Origin of the sequence: Dyadobacter tibetensis Y620-1 (assembly GCF_000566685.1) — a bacterium.
Taxonomy (GTDB): Bacteria; Bacteroidota; Bacteroidia; order Cytophagales; family Spirosomataceae; genus Dyadobacter; species Dyadobacter tibetensis.
This window is the reverse complement of record NZ_AZQN01000004.1, coordinates 277871-295823: the sequence shown is the minus strand read 5'-3', so window position 1 is coordinate 295823 and position 17953 is coordinate 277871. Positions and strand designations below refer to the sequence as shown.

The window sequence follows — 17953 nt, the reverse complement described above, 5'->3', positions numbered from 1 at the left end:
ATAATACACCAAAATATGAAACTTTCAATCGCATTAAACCAAGATAACCTGGGTAAACTTCCAGCTCGGGTAAAAGTTCCTTCCTACAATCGGGATGAAGTTAAAACGAGTATTGTACACATTGGCGTAGGTAATTTTCATCGCTCCCACGAAGCCTTTTATACCAATGAATTGATGGAGCGCCATGGAATCTTAGACTGCGGTATATGTGGAGTAGGACTACTGGATTACGATCGTCGCATTTATAATATCCTGAAGGATCAGGATGGCTTGTATACCTTAGTGGTCAAAGAACTCGACGGATCCAAGTCGGCCAGGGTGATTGGCTCTATTGTTGAGTTTATGTTTGCCCCTGAAAATCCTATAGCAGTAATAGAAAAAATGGCCAGCCCGGATATCAAAATTATATCCTTAACTATTACGGAAGGCGGCTATAACCTCAATGAAGCCACAGGAGAATTTGATTTTAGCAATCCGGTAATCATACAGGATATGAAAAATCCACTGTCTCCGAAGACTGTATTTGGTTACCTGGCTCAGGCGTTGAAGCTACGCATGAATAGGGGAGTGGGAGGTTGTACCATTCAGTCTTGCGACAATATTCAGGGAAATGGTCATGTGGCCAAAAAGGCCTTGATCAACTATGTACGGCATGCAGAACCCGCTCTGGAGGCTTGGATAGAAGAAAATGTCTCTTTCCCCAATGCCATGGTTGATCGTATTACACCTGTGACCTTAACCGATGATATTGAAAACCTGCAACAGGAGTTCCTGGTCGAAGACCAATGGCCTGTAGTTTGTGAGCCCTTTATTCAGTGGGTAATCGAGGACGATTTCGCAGCAGGCCGGCCGGCATGGGAGAAGGTCGGTGTTCAGTTTGTGAACGATGTGCTCCCCTACGAAAATATGAAACTTCGGCTTTTGAATGCTGGGCATTCCGTTCTGGGAATGCTGGGGGCGTTACATGGCTATAAGACCATTGACGAAGCAGCTAGTGATCCCGATTTTTCGAATTTTCTGAAAGACTTTATGGATAAGGAAGTAAGCCCTACTTTAGGAGATCTTGGTGGAATTAATCTGGATGACTATAAGAAAAGCTTAGTGGCTCGCTTTCAAAACGTTCATATTAAAGATATGATCGCACGCATATGCCTGGAGAGTTCGGCCAAAATACCTATTTTCCTCCTGCCTACAGTCAAATCTCAGCTAAAACAAGAAGGGAATATCAGCCGGGCGGCTTTTATAGTCGCTGCCTGGTGTAAGTATAATGATGGGATAGACGAAAATGGAAACACTTATCCGATCGAAGATGCAATGAGCAATGAACTGATTCGTGCCGCTGCGCTCTCTCATCAGCTACCGATCCGTTTTCTGGAAATAAAATCGATATTTGGCGATCTGGTAAATAACGAGGCTTTTGTTCAGGCATTTCTGAGATCCCTTTCTCTACTGCGTTCCCACAAGGTGAAGGAGTGCGTAAAACAAATTAATGAAGGGACTTTTAAATAAGGATGGTAAACTGAAGGAAAGGAGAAGGCTAAGGCCTTCCCCTTTTTTGTGGGGAAGAAAGCGGTCTTATCTTAGAACAAATTTCTTGGTTTGCATTCCTCGGACTGTTTGCACCCTTGCAAGTAACATTCCGGCAGGGGCATGAGACAAATCTACAGTGTTTACTTCCGAATTTGCCAAAACCTGGCCGTAAAGGTTGGAAACAGTTACCCTTTCGAAGAGATCTCTGGTTAGAATATGTACATGGCGGCTGGCATCAACCCAGACTATTATATCTGAATCGGAGCTTTCATAATGTATATGTCTCACCCGGGAGTACTGTGTTTTACCATCGACATCCATTTGCTTCAGGCGGTAATAGTTATTTCCACTCCTGGGTTTTTCATCTACGAAGGTATAGTCTACCACCTGCGCACCGGAACCTTTCCCGGGTACAAATCCGATTTCGTACCAATGAACCCCATCTGCACTGTGTTCAATGCTAAATCCTTGATTATGCATTTCCGAAATTGTGCGCCATTCCAGTCTTAGACTTGCCCCTTCTTTGTGCGTGGAGAAGGAGACTAAAGTCACCGGCAGGGCATCGGTATAGATCAGTTTAACCTCGGTGGAGGTGTAATCCACTGACCAGTTGCCGGATGGCAATTCAACCGTCTCGAACGTACCTGAAATTGAAGCCGCCCTTAAGACGATAATAGCGTCGCCGTCTGTAGGAGCATAACCTACAGATACATTCAAATGACCACCCAAGGTTGCGGTTTCAGAAACAACAATTTGGTCAAAATCAATACCCTCTGTATCTGTACCATTCACTTCAATATTCAGGATGCTATTGTTAAAGTTTGTACTGCCGTTGAAACTCATTATGCCTGGGGAGTAACCAGGTGATATATGACCACCGTTATGAACAAACCGGGAAGTGGATGCCTGAATGGTCCCGGTTCCCCTTACAGTTCCGCCTGAATTATTTGTAAATATTCCTGTAGAATTTCCGATGAGAGGATAGTTAATATTGGATGCTGAACCTAGGAGTAAAGTTCCGGAGTTTTCAAATTTGTCAAATAAATATACCCCGCCCTTTCCGATATTGTTGATGGTTATCATCCCACCCGACTCATTCAAAAACAGACCAGAATAAGCTATGATTCCATACTTATTTGCATCTACAGATTCACCAATAATTAAGGTGCCAGAGTTCTTAAAGTGACCTTTATAGTGACGTATACCTTCTTCTTGGGTACGATTAATCTTGATCGTTCCTTTCACATCATTATGAAATTCGGTTTGGGATCGTATACCTGCATCCCCGATTTTTTTCGATCCTCCGATAATTATCTCACCTGAGTTATAAAAGATCCCAGAATTGGCAGACTGACTTATAGCCAACTTTTTGGTATTATCTATTTGGATCCTGCCACTTTCATTATTGTGGAATTCTCCTTCCTGTATATCGATACCCGTATTTATTTCCAGGGAGTTTTCCAATCCGGCGATGGCAATCATGGCATCATTATTAAATACCGCATTTTCTCCATTAATATATATTCCTGTCTCAGGTACATTATCGATTTTAATCTGTGCATTATCTTTATTTTTAAAATTTCCATCATTTCGAATACCATCCAGACGCCAATCAATGCTTCCTCCGCCTTCAATACTTATATTTCCTTCGTTGGAGAAATCCCCGCCAGCTATGTTGTAGATAGAGATATCATCCGCTTTGTAAATAAAAATTTCACCGCCACCAAGGTTAGTAAAAGTTTTCTCGTTACGGATTCCAAATTTACCCGTTTCAATTTCTCCTATTTTAATAAGTGCCTGGTTGGAGAACTCTCCCGTTGATGCGTTATGGATAGCCCCTAAATGGGCATGGTTAATCAGTATTGATCCAGCCTTATTATAAGCCTGGGCCTCGTTGAATACCCCATATACCCCCATCCTTCGGTCCGATCCAATGGTTATTAAGTCCATATTATTCAGGATCCCTGCCGTTGCATTGTAAATTCCGGTTTCGGTACAGTCGTCTATTTTTATTTTTCCCCCTTCATTATTATTGAATATACCATTGTTTTTTATTCCATAGATTCCAATGGCTCCTAATGCACCTATGGTTAAACTGGCTTGATTGTTGAATGTACCATTCACATGGCTAATAGCATTGTGTGAAGCTCTGTTGATCCAAATATGACCTGCATTATTATTGAAGCTACTTTGACTCAGAATGCCATGAATATTATTAGTCGCCTCCAATGTTGCGATCGTGATATTGGAAGTATTGTTAAAGATACCTGCCACATGGTAGATAGAAGCCTCAGTAGCTCGGTCAATTTGGATGATTCCTGCTGTATGGTTGAAAGTCGCATCGTTGCGTATACCGAATGTTCCTACACCGGCGACTGCCCCAAGGGTAATATTGCCAGAATTTGAAAAACTACCTAGAACGTTTCGAATGGCTGCAATTGAGGTGTTATTAATATTAATTATACCTCCATTATTACTAAAGGACGATTCATTGAATATTCCATGAACGCCCATTGCGTTGGTACTTCCAATATTGAGCGTGCCCTTGTTAGTAAATATCGCGCTGGAAACATTATAAATACCTGTATCAGAGTACCGGTCAATGGCCATATGGCCCGCTTGTTCAATAACTAGGCTGCCCTGATTAATGATACCATATATTCTGTCTGTGTTGGGAATTAAACCTATGAAAATATTACCGCTATGGAGAATAGTACCTCTGTTATAAAGTCCTGCCGTGAGGGGGAAAGGGGAGCTATAAGGAGCATTGCTGTGAATTATCAAACTTGCTTCCGGCTGAATATTCAGGGTAGCGTTCGATTCTACAAGCACAGATTTAGCCTGAGCTATACTATTTTCTACAATCACCGGTGAAATTGCCCCTTTTCCGATGACGGCGCTCAAGTTTGCATTAGGAACGCCTGCGGTCCAGTTGGCTCCGTTATGCCAGTCATTATCACTGCTTCCGTGCCATGAGGTGGTTTGCGCAGATGAATTAACCAAACTTAAGAGCAATAGTAAAATAGATAATAGCTGCTTAAGGTAAGTTGAAGCCGTTTGAATTGTGGTAGGGTGAATGGTCTTCATTACGTTGTATTTTATATTTTAGAGAGTCGCAAGTGAAGGAAGAGGCGGTATGGATGTCCTGATATAAAATATATATATTGTGAGTGGTCTGTAGCAAATAATGGGACACATGCAATTTTTGAGCAAGGTGCTTTTACATGTCCAAATGTCAGGAGAATCTAAGTACTATCTTATTAATCATTCCTGGGCATACTGCCTCACGTCCTCGACGCGAAACTGATTAAGCTCCACAATGGTTGCATCTGCGCGCATGAGGGCAGGAATAGAGCGTAAGGCCTGCTCTTTATCATCAAAGTCGTAAATGAACCATAACTTATGGACCCCGTCCTTGCATCCCCAATGTGCTTTGGAGATAACATGAGACCCTGAGGACAAAAAAACATTGATTACATGCATACAATCCGAGACTTTCTCTGAATGAGGGATTTCAACTAGGTAGGTAGGCATTATTTAGATATTTATAGGTTGACGGTTTAATAGTAATTTACTCATGAAGATGTTCCGAACCAGCGCTTTAAACGACTGGATCCAAAATAGTCCTTATCGGCGGCGATGGAAGTAGATGCAGGCGTATACGTTCCGGAAGGTTTAGGTCCTGAGAAAAAGTTTACACTGACCTTCCCGACGCGCCCTTCTCCAAATTCGATATAGCAAATACCGTTTCCCTGATAAGGTTCCGGCATCTGCCCCTGTTCAAACTCGGCAATGATGGATGCAGCAGCGACTTTCGCCGCACCTTCCGCAAACACTCCCGCTTTAGGTGTTCCTACGCTAGTGACATCTCCAATGGCATATACCCCCGGATATTGAGTCATGAAATTAGTTTTGGACACTGGTATCCATCCGTTGACAGTCATTCCACTTTCTAACACCACATTTGGTGCGCAATGTTTTGGGATGCCTAGAAAAAGATCGAATGGTAACTGTTGACCATCGTCAAGAATAGCTGTACTGCTTTCCGGATCTATAGATTTTACTACGTGTTTGGGAATATAGCGGATATTACACCTGGAAAATTCATCTATTAAGGCAAGTGATGTGTCGGGAGAGGGTGGAATGGGCAATCCGAATGGCATGACCAGGCTAATGGTGCATCTCTGTCTTATTCGCCGGTGGACCAGATAGTCATGCATGAGCAGGGCCGCTTCACTTGGGGCGGGGGGACATTTGAAGGGTGCTGAGCAAACTCCGATAATTACATTTCCGCTTGAGAAATGGGGGAGGGCTTCCCTCAGACGTAATGCTCCCTCGAAAGAATAAAATTCGTTACCACCAGTTGCAAGACCGGGGGTGGCACCGATATCATAATCTGCTCCGAGTGCTACGACCAAAATATCCGCCTCGTAGATGGACTCATCAGAGGTGTGGATCCGCCTTAGTATGGGATCGATCCGGGAGATTGTTTTACATATGAATCTGACTCCTGGCTTATTAATATTTTTGTAATGAATACGCACGCCTTCAGACGACTTTCGATTGAACATGACATCGAACTTTGAAAATCCGAAGAAAAAGGAGTCGCTTTGGTCAATAAGTGTCAGATCTAATTGGTCTCCTAATTTTTCGGAAAGGATTGTACTGAGTTCCAGTCCTCCGAAACCCGCACCCAGTACCAGTACCCGTAATTTTGCGCTCATACTAATATTAGAATATGTTTTAAAAATGGTAGAGGTGCCTAGCCGAAGATCTGCATTAGCATTGTTATGGTCAGACTGTTTTTTAGAAAATCAGATACGAATTGCCGTATGATTACCGATTTTTCTGGGTTTAATAGAATCTGGCCCTCGTTTTATTTTAGTGAGTAAACCCCTTTTGATAAACTATTTAATGGCTGCTTGGGGAATTATACGTAGATAGGGTTTGAGGGTAGTCCAGCCCTCCGGATATTTTTCCTGAGCCTCCACATCTGAAACAGCAGGAACGATAATGACATCCTCTCCAGGATTCCAGTTGACGGGTGTCGCTACCTTGTGTTGCGCAGTAAGTTGCATGGAGTCCAGAACACGGAGTATTTCGTAAAAGTTACGTCCGGTAGTCATCGGATAGGTAAGATTTAACTTGATTTTCTTGTCTGGCCCTATGATAAAAACAGACCGAACCGTTTGGTTGGTAGCAGCGGTTCTCCCTTCTGAAGTTCCAGGCTCCTCTGCTGGCAGCATGTCGTAAAGTTTTGCAATGGTCAGATCGGGATCGCCAATCATAGGATAATTAACTTTATAGCCCTGTGTTTCTTCAATATCTTGCTCCCATTTCAAATGACTCTCCACCGGATCCACGCTTAATCCGATAACCTTGCAGTTTCTTTGCTGAAACTCAGAAGCTAATTTTGCCATATACCCTAACTCGGTAGTACATACGGGAGTGAAATCCTTAGGGTGAGAAAAAAGAATGGCCCAGGCATCTCCTATCCAGTTGTGAAAATCAATTGGCCCCTGGGTGGTTTCGGCATGGAAATCAGGAGCTAGGTCGTTTAATCTTAGACTCATGAATAGTATAGGTTTAAGGTTATTATATTGGTATACTTAAGGTGTATAATCTTTCTGATTGAATCATCTTTTGACTCATCAAAAATGGATCAAAGCAAAACAACAGAGAAATAAAAGTGACGAACGCAGCTGAGCAGGGATGAAACTTGCCAACTTAGGGAATTACTAAGATACCGGTGAATTCCTCCAAAGGGCAGGAAGAGCTGGGAATTATGTCTGCAGAAAATAGGGTTATAAACGGATTTTGTCCTCAAGCTTCATCCTTGATTCCACTTTATTCCCAGTATCTTCAGAAGTACATCTCGATAAGATTTTCCAATGGGGAGCTGGGAGCCATGCAAGGATAATTCGTTAGGGAAAACTTCTTCAATATAGTCGAGGTTGACAGAAAAACGGCGGTGGATTCTAAGAAATTGGTCTGATGGTAGTTGGTTGGTAAAGTCGTTAATGGTGGATCGTACCATTACTCGTTTTGGAGATTTCAAATGGAGGAGAACATAGTTGGCTTCGCTCTCCAGATAAATCAATTCGTCAAAGAATATTTTCCGGAAAACATAGCCATCTTTAACAAACATGAAGTTGCGGCTGACTCTGGAGGCTACCTCACTTTCGGACCTTGAACCGACTGGACCTCCATTGAAAGTCGTCAAGGCTATCTCTATTGCCGCATACAACTCTTCTTTGTTGAAAGGTTTCACAATAAAGGCATGAGGTTTCAATTTTTTGGCACGGTCGATGGTATCAAAATCGCTATTTGCGGTGAGAAAAATGAAAGGGATCCTATACGTCTCGTTGATTTTTTCCGCTACGTCGAAGCCGTCCTTCCGTCCAGCCAGCTGAATATCAAGAAGTACAAGTTCCGGCTTTTGACTTTCAAACATATCCAGAGCTTCTGTATAACTTATAGCCGGACCACAGGGTGTATAACCCAGCTCTTCAAGCGTGCTTAGGATGGTTCGTGCAATGACGAGTTCATCTTCTATTATTCCAATTTTTATAGCTGCCATGAGGGTTCAGTCTTCAAGCTTCCGTAGATCGCGATTAGTAAAGATAATAGAAAAGAAGGCCCCCTGTTTCGTAGCATATTGCACATGGCCCCCAATTTGCCTGGTTAAATCATTAATCAACTGAAGGCCTAGCGTTTTTGTTTTGGCAAGCTCATCGTCAGGGGGTAAGCCTGGTCCATTATCGGAATAGGTTAATAAAAATCTTCCTTCTTCAATCGTTTCAATTTTAATGATGATATTACCTTCCCTTACCTCATTGAAGGCATATTTAAAGGAGTTGGACAGGAGTTCAGTCAAAATTAATCCAACGGGTACCCCTGAGTCTATATCCAGGTGCAATTCGGTAATATGCACTTCCACGGCCACGGTCTTAGTAGGGGTATAGATGCTTTGTACCTGACAGCACAAGTCGGTGACAAATCGTTTTAAATCAATGCTGCTTAAATTTTCGAATTGATACAAATTCTGATGTATCAATGCAATACTTCGAACACGATTGCGACCCTCACGCAATGCTTCTCTGGCAGAGCTGTCGGCTAAGGTTTTACTTTGTAGTTCCAGAAGGCCGGAAATAACCTGTAAATTATTTTTAACTCGATGATGAATTTCCTTCATGAGAACATCTTTCTCGGATAGAAGAGCAGATTGTTCGCTAAGAGATTTTTTCAATTGAGTAGTACGTTCCTCCACCGTTGCTTCCAATTTCTTTTTGTCGCGAGCCAATTTTCTTATTCTTAACTGTATCGAAACATATATGGCCAGTAGAAATGCCAAGGTAGCGGGCAAAATAAAGCCCCAATGAAGATACAGGGGTTTTAAAACGGTAATTGGAATGCTTAACTCGATTTTGTTCCAGACTCCTTCCCGGTTCTGGGCTTTTATTCTTAGTGTATATTTACCATAAGGAAGTCCGCTGATTCGAACCGAGTTCTCATTTATATAATTCCAGCTTTCGTCAACTCCTGCAATTTTATAGGCATACCGATGACCTTCATTCTTGGTGAAATCCAGTAGTTGAAAGTCGAGGGTGAAGAATTTGTCGGCAGGTTCAAGAATAATGGATGGGCTATTCAGTAATTCAGTTGTTCTATCGATCAACTCATTGCGGGATCCTACGAACTGATTAAACGAAATGATTTGAAATGGCACTTCCATTGCCAGTTTGTCTGAGCGGAAGTCGGCCGGGTGGAAGGCATTTATCCCGTTCAACCCACCAAAATAAAGCATTCCATCGGAGGAACTAAATGAGGAAGTACGGTTAAACTCATTATGAGAAATACCGTCAATGGTCGTATAGGTGTTGACAGAAAAATCATTCAAATTGAAGCGGATAAGTCCATAGTCTGAACTAATCCAAAGGTTGCCAAAAGTATCCGACTCAATTCTATACAAGACATCGGATGGAAATCCTGCAGTAATATTGAACTGCTTTATTGCATTTGTTAAAGGATCCCAGCGATAAAGACCTTCTCCGTTGGTAGCCAGCCAAAAAGTCCCATTGTCCTCCCGATAAGCATCCATTAAAATCAGGCTTTGGAGGAAACCTGACCGCAGGCTTTCAACTTTCCATTGGCTAGCGAGAGAGGTAGAAAGCTGGGGAAGGGGAGAAAATTGAAGTTGGAATAATCCATTCTCCGCTACGGCCCATATATTATTTTTTTTGTCCCTGAAGAGCCGATAAACAAACTGTGCAACAGGCGTGTTATGTTTTTCAAATGGGAGTGAATCCAAGCGATTTGAACGGGAATTATACAAACTGAAACCATAGGTTCTGCCCAATAGCAAAAGGCTATCGTTTAGAGATAGCATGGACCAAATTTCTGAACCGGCCTTGGCAGGAGTTAACCGGACCTGATGATTTTGCTCATCGTAAATTGTTAGCTTTACTCCTCCCGAGTATAATTTGGAATTGTGCTTCACCAATGCATAATTAATTGCATCGTGTCTGACCATCTGGATGGATGAACCGTCTTGCTGAAAGGTATCCGTCCAGATATTCGCCAGTATCTTACCTGAAGGCTCTGCGTAGATCCCCCTTACCTGATTATTAGCTTGTAGGGTTTGCTGTCTGGTGGTGAAATAATGTTTGAACCGGTTTCTTTTAAGGGTTAACTGAATTAAACCTAAGGAAGTGCACAGCCACAGGTTCCCTAACCCGTCGGGAAAAAGCTTGTAAACAGCTAAATTCTCGAATCCTTTTAATTCCGATTTGTCCAACACCTTCAAAAAGGCCCTTTTGTTCCAGATATAAAGTGCTTCATTCGCATTATAGAAGAAGGATGCAGCACCATCTGTGGCTGTCCCTGCCTGAAACCAATACCTTCCTATTACTTCGCTGAGGTGATATTTTTGCAGATTTCTGACTGTCGACACCTCGCCATTCTTTGTTACCTCACCCACCACAAATGCATCTGGATTCATAAAGGTATTGTAGGTAATAAAGGCCTTATTTTTATCTGGAAATGCAATAGGTAAGGAGCGCAATACATTATTTTGACGGTAGCTGACGACATCGTTTCCAGAAACAAAGTATTGTTTTTCCTGATTATTTAGCTTTATAATGGCCATTCCTTGTTGGAAAGTACACATGGAACCAGTCGTCCGGTAGTCACTATTTAATCTAATCTTATCCCATTCTTTCATTTCCAAATGGAGTCGGAAGCCATTTTTGTTTGAATATTTCCATAACCGATATGGAGAGCTGGTCATAAAGCAAACTTCATCAGTCCCGTCATTCGCGATCCAATAGACATCATTTTCCTGGAAGGGTAGGTTGGGGAAAGCCTGGGAAAGTGTTTTTACCTTATGGGTAATGACATCCATGACATCGACTTTGCCATTGGTAGTGAGCTGAAACCCCGTATTGCCATATTCGATAAACAATTGACGTGATCCATCATAGGCCAGCTGTACGATCTTATTATCCTGTAGCTGCTTCCGTTGCTTTGTGAACAGCAGCATGTTTTCTCCATCATAACGATTCAATCCGTTGCGGGTACCTAACCACAAAAAACCTAAAGAGTCTTGTAAACCGCAAAAAACTTCGTGGGAAGCCAGACCACTTTCTATTGATAGCACTCTTTTGGTGATGATATAGTCAGAATCCGTTGCTCCCTCATTAATATTTCCCATTAACGGATGGACAGCGGCAAGGAAAACCAAGACGACAGGTACGAGGATGGAAACCGGAAGCCTGAGGAGCATGTTTGCAATGAATTTAAGGCACTTTCATCTGTTGGATGTCAGGATGCCCCTAGTTGCGTACTTGAATTGATTTAGAGATATGTCGATGACAATTATATATAAATTTCTGGAATTTATAAAATAGTAGTTACTAAACGATAGAAGGTTGTACGGTCCTTTGTTATACTTCTTATTCCTCCAAATGTTTTGTTCGGGATAGTCTTATTACACCAGCCCTTATTCCTGGCTCCTGAAGTTAAAAGTGGTCAGATTGCTAAGTGTTAATTATATTATCAAGCCATTTTTTGCGGAATGGGCTAGGTTATAGCCCACTGGGTAAATAGACTTAAGGCCCATCGCTTTGCCGAAATTTTAAATTAAACTTCATCAAGCCGTCTGGAGCTAGATGTTCCTTTTGCAGACGGTAATGCTATTTTAGAAATATAAAAAACACCAATGCTATGACGAACTTAAAAATCTGATTTTATTAAAGTTCATCAGGTTATCACCCTATTGTCTATTGATAGTAGTTTTATCGCGCTAATGGCAGATTTTTTTGATTGGTGATATTCTGCCCCCGCCAGATTCCCACTGAATTGATAAGATAAATTGGAAAGCCAAAATTATAGATGAAATTCTATGGTGGGTTGCAGAAGCTAGATTCTTTAAATGCTTTTTAAGTTCGTACCTTAGCATCTGCTTGTTATATATTTGCTTATCATAATTTCCCCCGGGCTTCATAGACCGGCTATCGATACTTTCCGATAAAATCTACTGCTGACATATATAACGCTGGTAGCCAACTTAATGCCTGGGTACTAAGATATATAATTTACGACCATTCTACGCTTTGCGCTCTTCATTACACTGCAATACGTTCCATCCCAAAACAGTATGACATTATTGCAATTTGGTGTAATAGGCACTTCCAAAAAACAGGATGAGCGCCGGGTTCCTATTCATCCGGAGCATTTATTAAGGCTTCCAGAGACCATTCGCCGTCAATTAATCTTTGAAAAGGGTTATGGAGAGCGATTTAATCTTGAGGATAAGGAATTGGCGCATTTGACCGGGGGCGTGGCCAGTAGGAGTGAGATATTATCGCATATTGGTTCTGTTATTATTGCCAAACCGGTACAGTCCGATCTGGAAGATCTAAAAAACGGTGGGACCATCTGGGGATATCCGCACTGTGCCCAACAGGAGCCGATCACCCAGATTGCTATTGACAAAAGATTAACCCTGATTGCATTCGAAGACATGTATGTCTGGTACCCAAATGGGCAAATGGGAAGACATACATTTTATAAAAATAATGAAATGGCTGGCTATAGTGCCGTTATCCATGCCCTGCAATTGAAAGGAATCGATGGTCATTACGGTAACCAGCGTAAAGTAATCATTTTTAGTTTCGGTGCAGTGAGTCGAGGGGCTATCTATGCACTTAAAGCCCATGGTTTTCGAGACATAACCATCTGCATTCAAAGGCCAGATCACGAGGTAAGAGAAGAGGTATTGGATGTGCATTATGCAAGGCTCAGGAAAGGGGTGGAGGGCGAACCCCGGCTAATCGTTGTCGAGCATGACGGTTCGGAGCGCCCATTGCTGGAATTGATTCATGAATCCGAGATTATTATCAATGGTACTTATCAAGATATTGACGATCCCATTGATTACGTTAAAGAGGAGGAGAAGGAATATTTACAACCAGGAACTTTAATAATTGATGTGAGTTGTGACGAAGGCATGGGCTTCTATTTTGCAAAGCCAACCACCTTCCAAAATCCACTGATTAATATTGATAAAATCGATTATTATGCAGTGGATCATTCTCCCAGTTATTTTTGGGAGAGCGCCTCCAGATCTATTTCTGCTGCTTTAATCGTTCATATTCCTGCCGTAGTATCAGGACGTGAATATTGGGATAAGAGCAGTACCATTCGGAATGCCATTAATATCGATCAGGGGAAAATTGTAAAACCCAGCATCATTAAATTCCAAAATCGGAATACTGCATATCCCCATCTCTTGAAGTCGGAATAGGGCTTTTTGCAGCTTGTTGAATCCCGTATTGCGGAAACACTGCTTCGTAATATGGGATTATCTCTTTACAGCAATTATAATACCTGTTGCCCAGGTCAATTTGGTTATGATTAAATCTTTTCTACCTTCTAAATAATGCGTAAAGTCGTGGGCTTTCTGCTCATGACCTTCGGGCCAGTTGGGCTGAGGTAGCATATCGTCTACAATATATAGTCCACCTGGATTAAGCATATACAATACCTCATCTAACAGAAGGTATTTTCCATGCCAGGTATCTGCAAAAATATAGTCGTATTTTTTATCTCTGTTCGTCTTCACCCATATTTCTCCGTCGGAATGAATGAGGCTTAAACGAGGATCTTTTCCTAAATAGTCACTTGCTATTGCCAGAAGTTCGGCATCATAATCAATCGATACCAGGGTAGACTGGCTATCCATTCCATCCAGGATACAGGCCGTAGAGAGTCCTGTTCCGGTACCCAGTTCCAGAAAATCACCATTAGGTTTGGTGGCGGCAAGGGTTCGCAGCAGGGAGCAGGTCGTCCGGTCGGAGGCCATGTTGAAGCCATTTGCCAGGGTAGCCTCGGCTATTTTATCATAAGCAGCTGGAAGTCTTGGATCGGTATCTCTCATGTTGGCCGCAGTAAGGATCAGGTGGTTCGGGAACTGGGAATAGGTAGTAAAGCTAGGAAAATTTCGGGAATCACAAATTTTGAAATTGGATCTTAAAATGCAATAAGCCGTAGATCTTAAGCTTATTGCTTACAACCTACGGCCTAAATAATTTTCGTGGTGATCCCGTTTGGATTCGAACCAAAGACCTACTGCTTAGAAGGCAGTTGCTCTATCCAACTGAGCTACGGGACCTTAAAAAAAATAGGCAGCCAGCAGACTGCAGAAAAATCTGCATACGGCTATCTGCCTATTGTAATGGTCGGGGAGACAGGATTCGAACCTGCGACCCTCTGGTCCCAAACCAGATGCGCTACCGGGCTGCGCCACTCCCCGAATAAAACCTAAATCGATATTTAGGCCCGGTATTTAAAACGTGTAGAGGAAGCGGGATTCGAACCCGCGGTACCCTTGCGAGTACGGCAGTTTAGCAAACTACTGGTTTCAGCCACTCACCCATCCCTCCGTCTTTCCGTTCTGGGTTGCAAATATAGCTGGTTTGATTTTAAATATGCAAACAAATTGAAAAAAAAATATTCGTTAGAATCGTTTAATCCCTAATTTTGGGCTTCTCAAACGATACAAAGCGTTCATTATGAACTGGAATTACCTTCTAGGAGTCACCGAATATTTTTTTATTTTTTTATTCATTACCCTTTATATAATTTACATTTTTCGCACGGTACGGGTAGCTCATCAGCTCAGAACTACAGCGCGTTCCCTGGTAGTGAAGCTTGTGCTTCGCAGCGGAGCCTTTTCCTTATTAATCATAAGTCTGTTGGGGCCTTCCTTTGGGGAAGCGCAAAAAGAGGTAAAGGGTATCGGAAAGGATATTTATGTATTAGTAGATTTGTCCTTGTCCATGCAGGCCCCCGATGTTACGCCCAACCGCCTGGAGAAAGTGAAGTTTGAATTGAATCGATTTGTAGAAAGTCAGGCAGCCAATCGCATTGGTATCATCGTATATTCCAATAATGCGTATGTTCAGGTACCCTTAACATACGATAAAGACGCTCTCAAAGCTTTTGTACAATCCCTTCAAACCGATTTAATTCCAGGAAATGGTTCGGATCTTTGTACGGCTTTACAGCTTGCGTTTAATAAAATGACGGGCGATGCCAGCCCTGAAGAGCGCTCTAAAATGCTGGTTATTTTTACTGATGGGGAGCAGTCGGCTCAGTGTAGCGGTGCATTATATAATAATATTCGACGTTACGGCATTGCGGTCGAAGCTGTGGGGGTAGGAACCCTGACCGGATCGAGTATTAAAGTCGGAAAGGAGCTGCTTCGCAATGAGGATGGGGATGTGGTCGTCTCCCGTCTGGAGGAAAAATTTCTTAAAAACCTGGTCTCCCAGGTGAAAGGCAATTATTTTATCCTTAATAATATTACCAACGAAATGGAGGCCATGGTTCAGGCGGTAAATAATACCACCGGATCTTTCGTAGACACCAGGACTTTAATGATAGATACCAACAAGTATTATTACTTTTTAGGAGCAGCACTTGTGTTGGTACTCATGGATGTTCTAATTACGATCGGAACGTTTCGGTTATAAAATATCTATGTGTATTTTTGCGACTCATGTGTAAGGAACAGGAATGACAACGCTGATACTGTATGTTTTGCTATGGTTGTGGGATAATCGCTCCTTTGATTCCGTTTCCAAAACGAATGAATTAAAGGTAATGGCTGAGGACGCTTTTATGGCCCAAAGGTATAAGGAATCGGCGGAAATTTACCACCAGATAGCTTATGGGACTATGTTTTCAAGCCCTTCCGCCCGCATGAATTTGGCACATGCTTATTTTAAAAATGGTCAGTATAAGCTTGCGGAGCAGCAATATAAACTATTGGTTAATATTCGAAATCGGCACCTGGCATCTGTAGCTAATGGTCAGATTGGGGTGATACGGTTGATGAGGTCCGATTCGGCGTCAGCTCTGATGAGCTTTCGGAAAGCCCTGGAACTGCATGTGGACAATAAAAATGCCAAATCCAATTACATATTTTTAAAACGACATTATCACGGCAGTCCAGATGCCTCGGAGCGGTCGGCGATCCAAAGGAAAGTCGTTCAAAAGCTGAAACAACAGCAGGCGGCACCCGATAGTATTCCAGCTCAGCAGCAACAATTGACAGCTCAAACCAAGCGGGAACAATTATTGAAGAGCCTTAAATCGATAAATATGACGGAAGATCAGGCTCGTTCAATCTTAGATGCAATGAAAACCAATGAATCTCAATATATCTTTCAGCTTCGAAGGGCACAGTACGCAGCAGATAAAGAGGGTAAGAAAAAAATAGAATGGTAATTAACGAATATAGATGAAAAGTATAGCTGAAACCAATTTTACATTTCCCGGTCAAACCGGATTTTATAAAGGCAAAGTAAGGGATGTGTATTCCTTTGGATCAAAATTGGTAATGGTAGCTACCGATAGGATCTCTGCTTTTGACGTGATCCTTCCCAGGGCTATCCCTTATAAAGGACAGGTGCTCAACCAAATTGCTGCGCATTTCTTAAATGCCACGCGCGACATTATGCCTAACTGGCTCCAAGAGGTGCCCGATGCCAATGTGAGTATTGGGATTAATTGTGAAGCCTATCCAGTGGAAATGGTCGTTAGGGGCTATTTGGTAGGTCATGCCTGGAGGGAATATGCTGCTGGTAAGCGCATGTTATGTGGAGTGCCCCTTCCCGAAGGCTTAAAAGAAAACGATCGTCTTCCAAACCCTATTATCACTCCCACGACCAAAGCGCATGAAGGGCACGATGAAGACATTTCGCGGGAAGAAATACTCGCTAAAGGTCTGGTAAGTCAGGAGGATTACGAACATCTGGAAAGATATACCCTGGCTTTATATGCCCGGGGTACCGAGATGGCGGCCGATCAAGGGTTAATTCTGGTGGATACGAAATACGAATTTGGAAAGCTTGATGGGGTGATCTATCTGATCGATGAAATTCATACGCCAGATTCTTCCCGGTATTTTTACCTGGAAGGGTATGAGGAGAACCAGCGTAATGGAGCACCTCAGAAACAATTGTCCAAGGAGTTTGTTCGGGAATGGCTCATACAAAATGGTTTTCAAGGGAAAGATGGGCAGGTAGTGCCTGAAATGACGGATGAAAAAGTAATGGAAATTTCTGAACGCTATATCGAACTTTATGAGAAGGTGACAGGAAACAAATTCCAGAAGAATAATTTAGATCATCCGTTGGAGCGTATAGAACAGGCCATTGCGGCAAGTGTTCGTTAATTAAACATAAACATCATTTGTGAACAAAAAATATATATAATGATTCATACTATCGAAAGAAAGGAACAGTACGCCTATATAGATATGCAGGAGCCAGCCTTTACGGGAGAGATACCAGCGGAATTCGAGAAGACGGCCCGCTCGCTATTTCGTGAAGGAACGCATAATCTTATCGTGAATGTTAATCTGACGAAGAAGTTGGATGCGGGAGGTATCGCCATGCTTAAAAAAATCAATTGGTTGTGCGGTAACGATCTGGGTTTGTTAGTATTGGTGACCCGGGATGATGATTTTATGGATGAATTAGAAGATTTGAAAATTCCGGGACTCACCGTTTTGCCTTCTAAAGAGGAGGCCATAGATGCCGTATTTATGCATAGCCTGGAAAATGAATTCGGTGCTGGGGACGACGATTATGATGATGACGATTATAATAATGTTAGTGAATCTTCAGAGCCTTAGTATCGGGTATGTCATCGTTTAATATTGACCATGCAGAGAAAACATATCTATCCAATATGGTGGAAGTTTCCATTGGGCAAGTCAGCATCTTAGGAATGGATTTGTGAAACCTTCGGTGCTTATAGTTTAGCTTATTATTTGAATTGTGGAAAAGGGTACTGTCCGTTACTGGTAGTACCCTTTTTTTAGTTACGTATAGCGCCTGGTTTTAAAGTGAGA

The 17953-nt window shown here is 42.3% G+C and carries 13 protein-coding genes and 3 tRNA genes; 6 read left to right on the top strand and 10 right to left on the bottom strand.

Going from position 1 to position 17953, the window contains the following annotated elements; all coding sequences use genetic code 11:
• Nucleotides 1-15: 15 nt before the first annotated feature.
• Entirely contained in the window at nt 16-1509 is a 1494-nt protein-coding gene (locus X939_RS0113100; RefSeq protein ID WP_025763732.1) for a mannitol dehydrogenase family protein, read from the top strand.
• 66 nt (nt 1510-1575) lie between these two features.
• Here X939_RS0113100 and X939_RS0113095 read toward each other — a convergent pair whose 3' ends face one another.
• The 6 genes from X939_RS0113095 to X939_RS0113070 form a co-directional block, all read right to left on the bottom strand.
• Nucleotides 1576-4617, bottom strand: a complete 3042-nt coding sequence (locus tag X939_RS0113095) for a DUF8693 domain-containing protein (protein WP_025763731.1) — start codon at nt 4615-4617, stop codon at nt 1576-1578.
• Nucleotides 4618-4794: 177 nt separating this feature from the next.
• Nucleotides 4795-5064 carry a hypothetical protein gene (locus X939_RS0113090; protein WP_025763730.1) on the bottom strand — a complete coding sequence of 90 codons (270 nt, stop codon included), beginning with the start codon at nt 5062-5064 and terminating at the stop codon, nt 4795-4797.
• Between the two features lie 41 nt (nt 5065-5105).
• The gene (locus X939_RS0113085; RefSeq protein WP_044199379.1) at nt 5106-6254 is read right to left on the bottom strand and encodes an NAD(P)/FAD-dependent oxidoreductase; all 1149 of its coding nucleotides are present in this window, start codon (nt 6252-6254) and stop codon (nt 5106-5108) included.
• Nucleotides 6255-6437: 183 nt separating this feature from the next.
• A complete protein-coding gene (locus tag X939_RS0113080) occupies nt 6438-7103 on the bottom strand; it encodes a peroxiredoxin (RefSeq protein WP_025763728.1) in 666 nt (221 codons plus the stop codon).
• Nucleotides 7104-7360: 257 nt separating this feature from the next.
• On the bottom strand, nt 7361-8110 hold the full coding sequence (locus X939_RS0113075) for a LytR/AlgR family response regulator transcription factor (protein ID WP_025763727.1): 750 nt from the start codon (nt 8108-8110) through the stop codon (nt 7361-7363).
• A 6-nt stretch (nt 8111-8116) separates the two neighbouring features.
• Nucleotides 8117-11314, bottom strand: a complete 3198-nt coding sequence (locus X939_RS0113070; protein WP_025763726.1) for a histidine kinase dimerization/phosphoacceptor domain -containing protein — start codon at nt 11312-11314, stop codon at nt 8117-8119.
• Nucleotides 11315-12187: 873 nt separating this feature from the next.
• Between X939_RS0113070 and X939_RS0113060 the strand changes: the two genes are divergently transcribed.
• Nucleotides 12188-13336, top strand: a complete 1149-nt coding sequence (locus tag X939_RS0113060; RefSeq protein WP_025763724.1) for a N(5)-(carboxyethyl)ornithine synthase — start codon at nt 12188-12190, stop codon at nt 13334-13336.
• Nucleotides 13337-13393: 57 nt separating this feature from the next.
• Here X939_RS0113060 and X939_RS0113055 read toward each other — a convergent pair whose 3' ends face one another.
• The 4 genes from X939_RS0113055 to X939_RS0113040 all read right to left on the bottom strand — a co-directional run bounded on the left by X939_RS0113055 (nt 13394) and on the right by X939_RS0113040 (nt 14474).
• On the bottom strand, nt 13394-13969 hold the full coding sequence (locus X939_RS0113055) for an O-methyltransferase (protein WP_025763723.1): 576 nt from the start codon (nt 13967-13969) through the stop codon (nt 13394-13396).
• A gap of 157 nt (nt 13970-14126) precedes the next feature.
• Nucleotides 14127-14203: transfer RNA gene (locus tag X939_RS0113050), tRNA-Arg, on the bottom strand.
• Nucleotides 14204-14267: 64 nt separating this feature from the next.
• Nucleotides 14268-14344: transfer RNA gene (locus tag X939_RS0113045), tRNA-Pro, on the bottom strand.
• 43 nt (nt 14345-14387) lie between these two features.
• Nucleotides 14388-14474: transfer RNA gene (locus X939_RS0113040), tRNA-Ser, on the bottom strand.
• Between the two features lie 129 nt (nt 14475-14603).
• Here X939_RS0113040 and X939_RS0113035 point away from each other — a divergent pair.
• The 4 genes from X939_RS0113035 to X939_RS0113020 are packed head-to-tail and all read left to right on the top strand — an operon-like array spanning nt 14604 to nt 17734.
• On the top strand, nt 14604-15566 hold the full coding sequence (locus tag X939_RS0113035; RefSeq protein ID WP_025763722.1) for a vWA domain-containing protein: 963 nt from the start codon (nt 14604-14606) through the stop codon (nt 15564-15566).
• A 43-nt stretch (nt 15567-15609) separates the two neighbouring features.
• Complete coding sequence (locus X939_RS0113030; protein ID WP_025763721.1) at nt 15610-16323, top strand: tetratricopeptide repeat protein; 714 nt, start codon at nt 15610-15612, stop codon at nt 16321-16323.
• Between the two features lie 13 nt (nt 16324-16336).
• Nucleotides 16337-17272, top strand: a complete 936-nt coding sequence (locus X939_RS0113025; RefSeq protein WP_025763720.1) for a phosphoribosylaminoimidazolesuccinocarboxamide synthase — start codon at nt 16337-16339, stop codon at nt 17270-17272.
• Nucleotides 17273-17311: 39 nt separating this feature from the next.
• Complete coding sequence (locus X939_RS0113020) at nt 17312-17734, top strand: hypothetical protein (RefSeq protein WP_025763719.1); 423 nt, start codon at nt 17312-17314, stop codon at nt 17732-17734.
• The last annotated feature ends 219 nt before the right edge of the window (nt 17735-17953 follow it).

Excerpts from the sequence above, each read along its gene's own strand:
- X939_RS0113100 (WP_025763732.1), top strand. The coding sequence starts at position 16 with ATGAAACTTTCAATCGCATTAAACCAAGATAACCTGGGTAAACTTCCA.
- X939_RS0113095 (WP_025763731.1), bottom strand. The coding sequence starts at position 4,617 with ATGAAGACCATTCACCCTACCACAATTCAAACGGCTTCAACTTACCTT.
- X939_RS0113090 (WP_025763730.1), bottom strand. The coding sequence starts at position 5,064 with ATGCCTACCTACCTAGTTGAAATCCCTCATTCAGAGAAAGTCTCGGAT.
- X939_RS0113085 (WP_044199379.1), bottom strand. The coding sequence starts at position 6,254 with ATGAGCGCAAAATTACGGGTACTGGTACTGGGTGCGGGTTTCGGAGGA.
- X939_RS0113080 (WP_025763728.1), bottom strand. The coding sequence starts at position 7,103 with ATGAGTCTAAGATTAAACGACCTAGCTCCTGATTTCCATGCCGAAACC.
- X939_RS0113075 (WP_025763727.1), bottom strand. The coding sequence starts at position 8,110 with ATGGCAGCTATAAAAATTGGAATAATAGAAGATGAACTCGTCATTGCA.
- X939_RS0113070 (WP_025763726.1), bottom strand. The coding sequence starts at position 11,314 with ATGCTCCTCAGGCTTCCGGTTTCCATCCTCGTACCTGTCGTCTTGGTT.
- X939_RS0113060 (WP_025763724.1), top strand. The coding sequence starts at position 12,188 with ATGACATTATTGCAATTTGGTGTAATAGGCACTTCCAAAAAACAGGAT.
- X939_RS0113055 (WP_025763723.1), bottom strand. The coding sequence starts at position 13,969 with ATGAGAGATACCGATCCAAGACTTCCAGCTGCTTATGATAAAATAGCC.
- X939_RS0113035 (WP_025763722.1), top strand. The coding sequence starts at position 14,604 with ATGAACTGGAATTACCTTCTAGGAGTCACCGAATATTTTTTTATTTTT.
- X939_RS0113030 (WP_025763721.1), top strand. The coding sequence starts at position 15,610 with ATGACAACGCTGATACTGTATGTTTTGCTATGGTTGTGGGATAATCGC.
- X939_RS0113025 (WP_025763720.1), top strand. The coding sequence starts at position 16,337 with ATGAAAAGTATAGCTGAAACCAATTTTACATTTCCCGGTCAAACCGGA.
- X939_RS0113020 (WP_025763719.1), top strand. The coding sequence starts at position 17,312 with ATGATTCATACTATCGAAAGAAAGGAACAGTACGCCTATATAGATATG.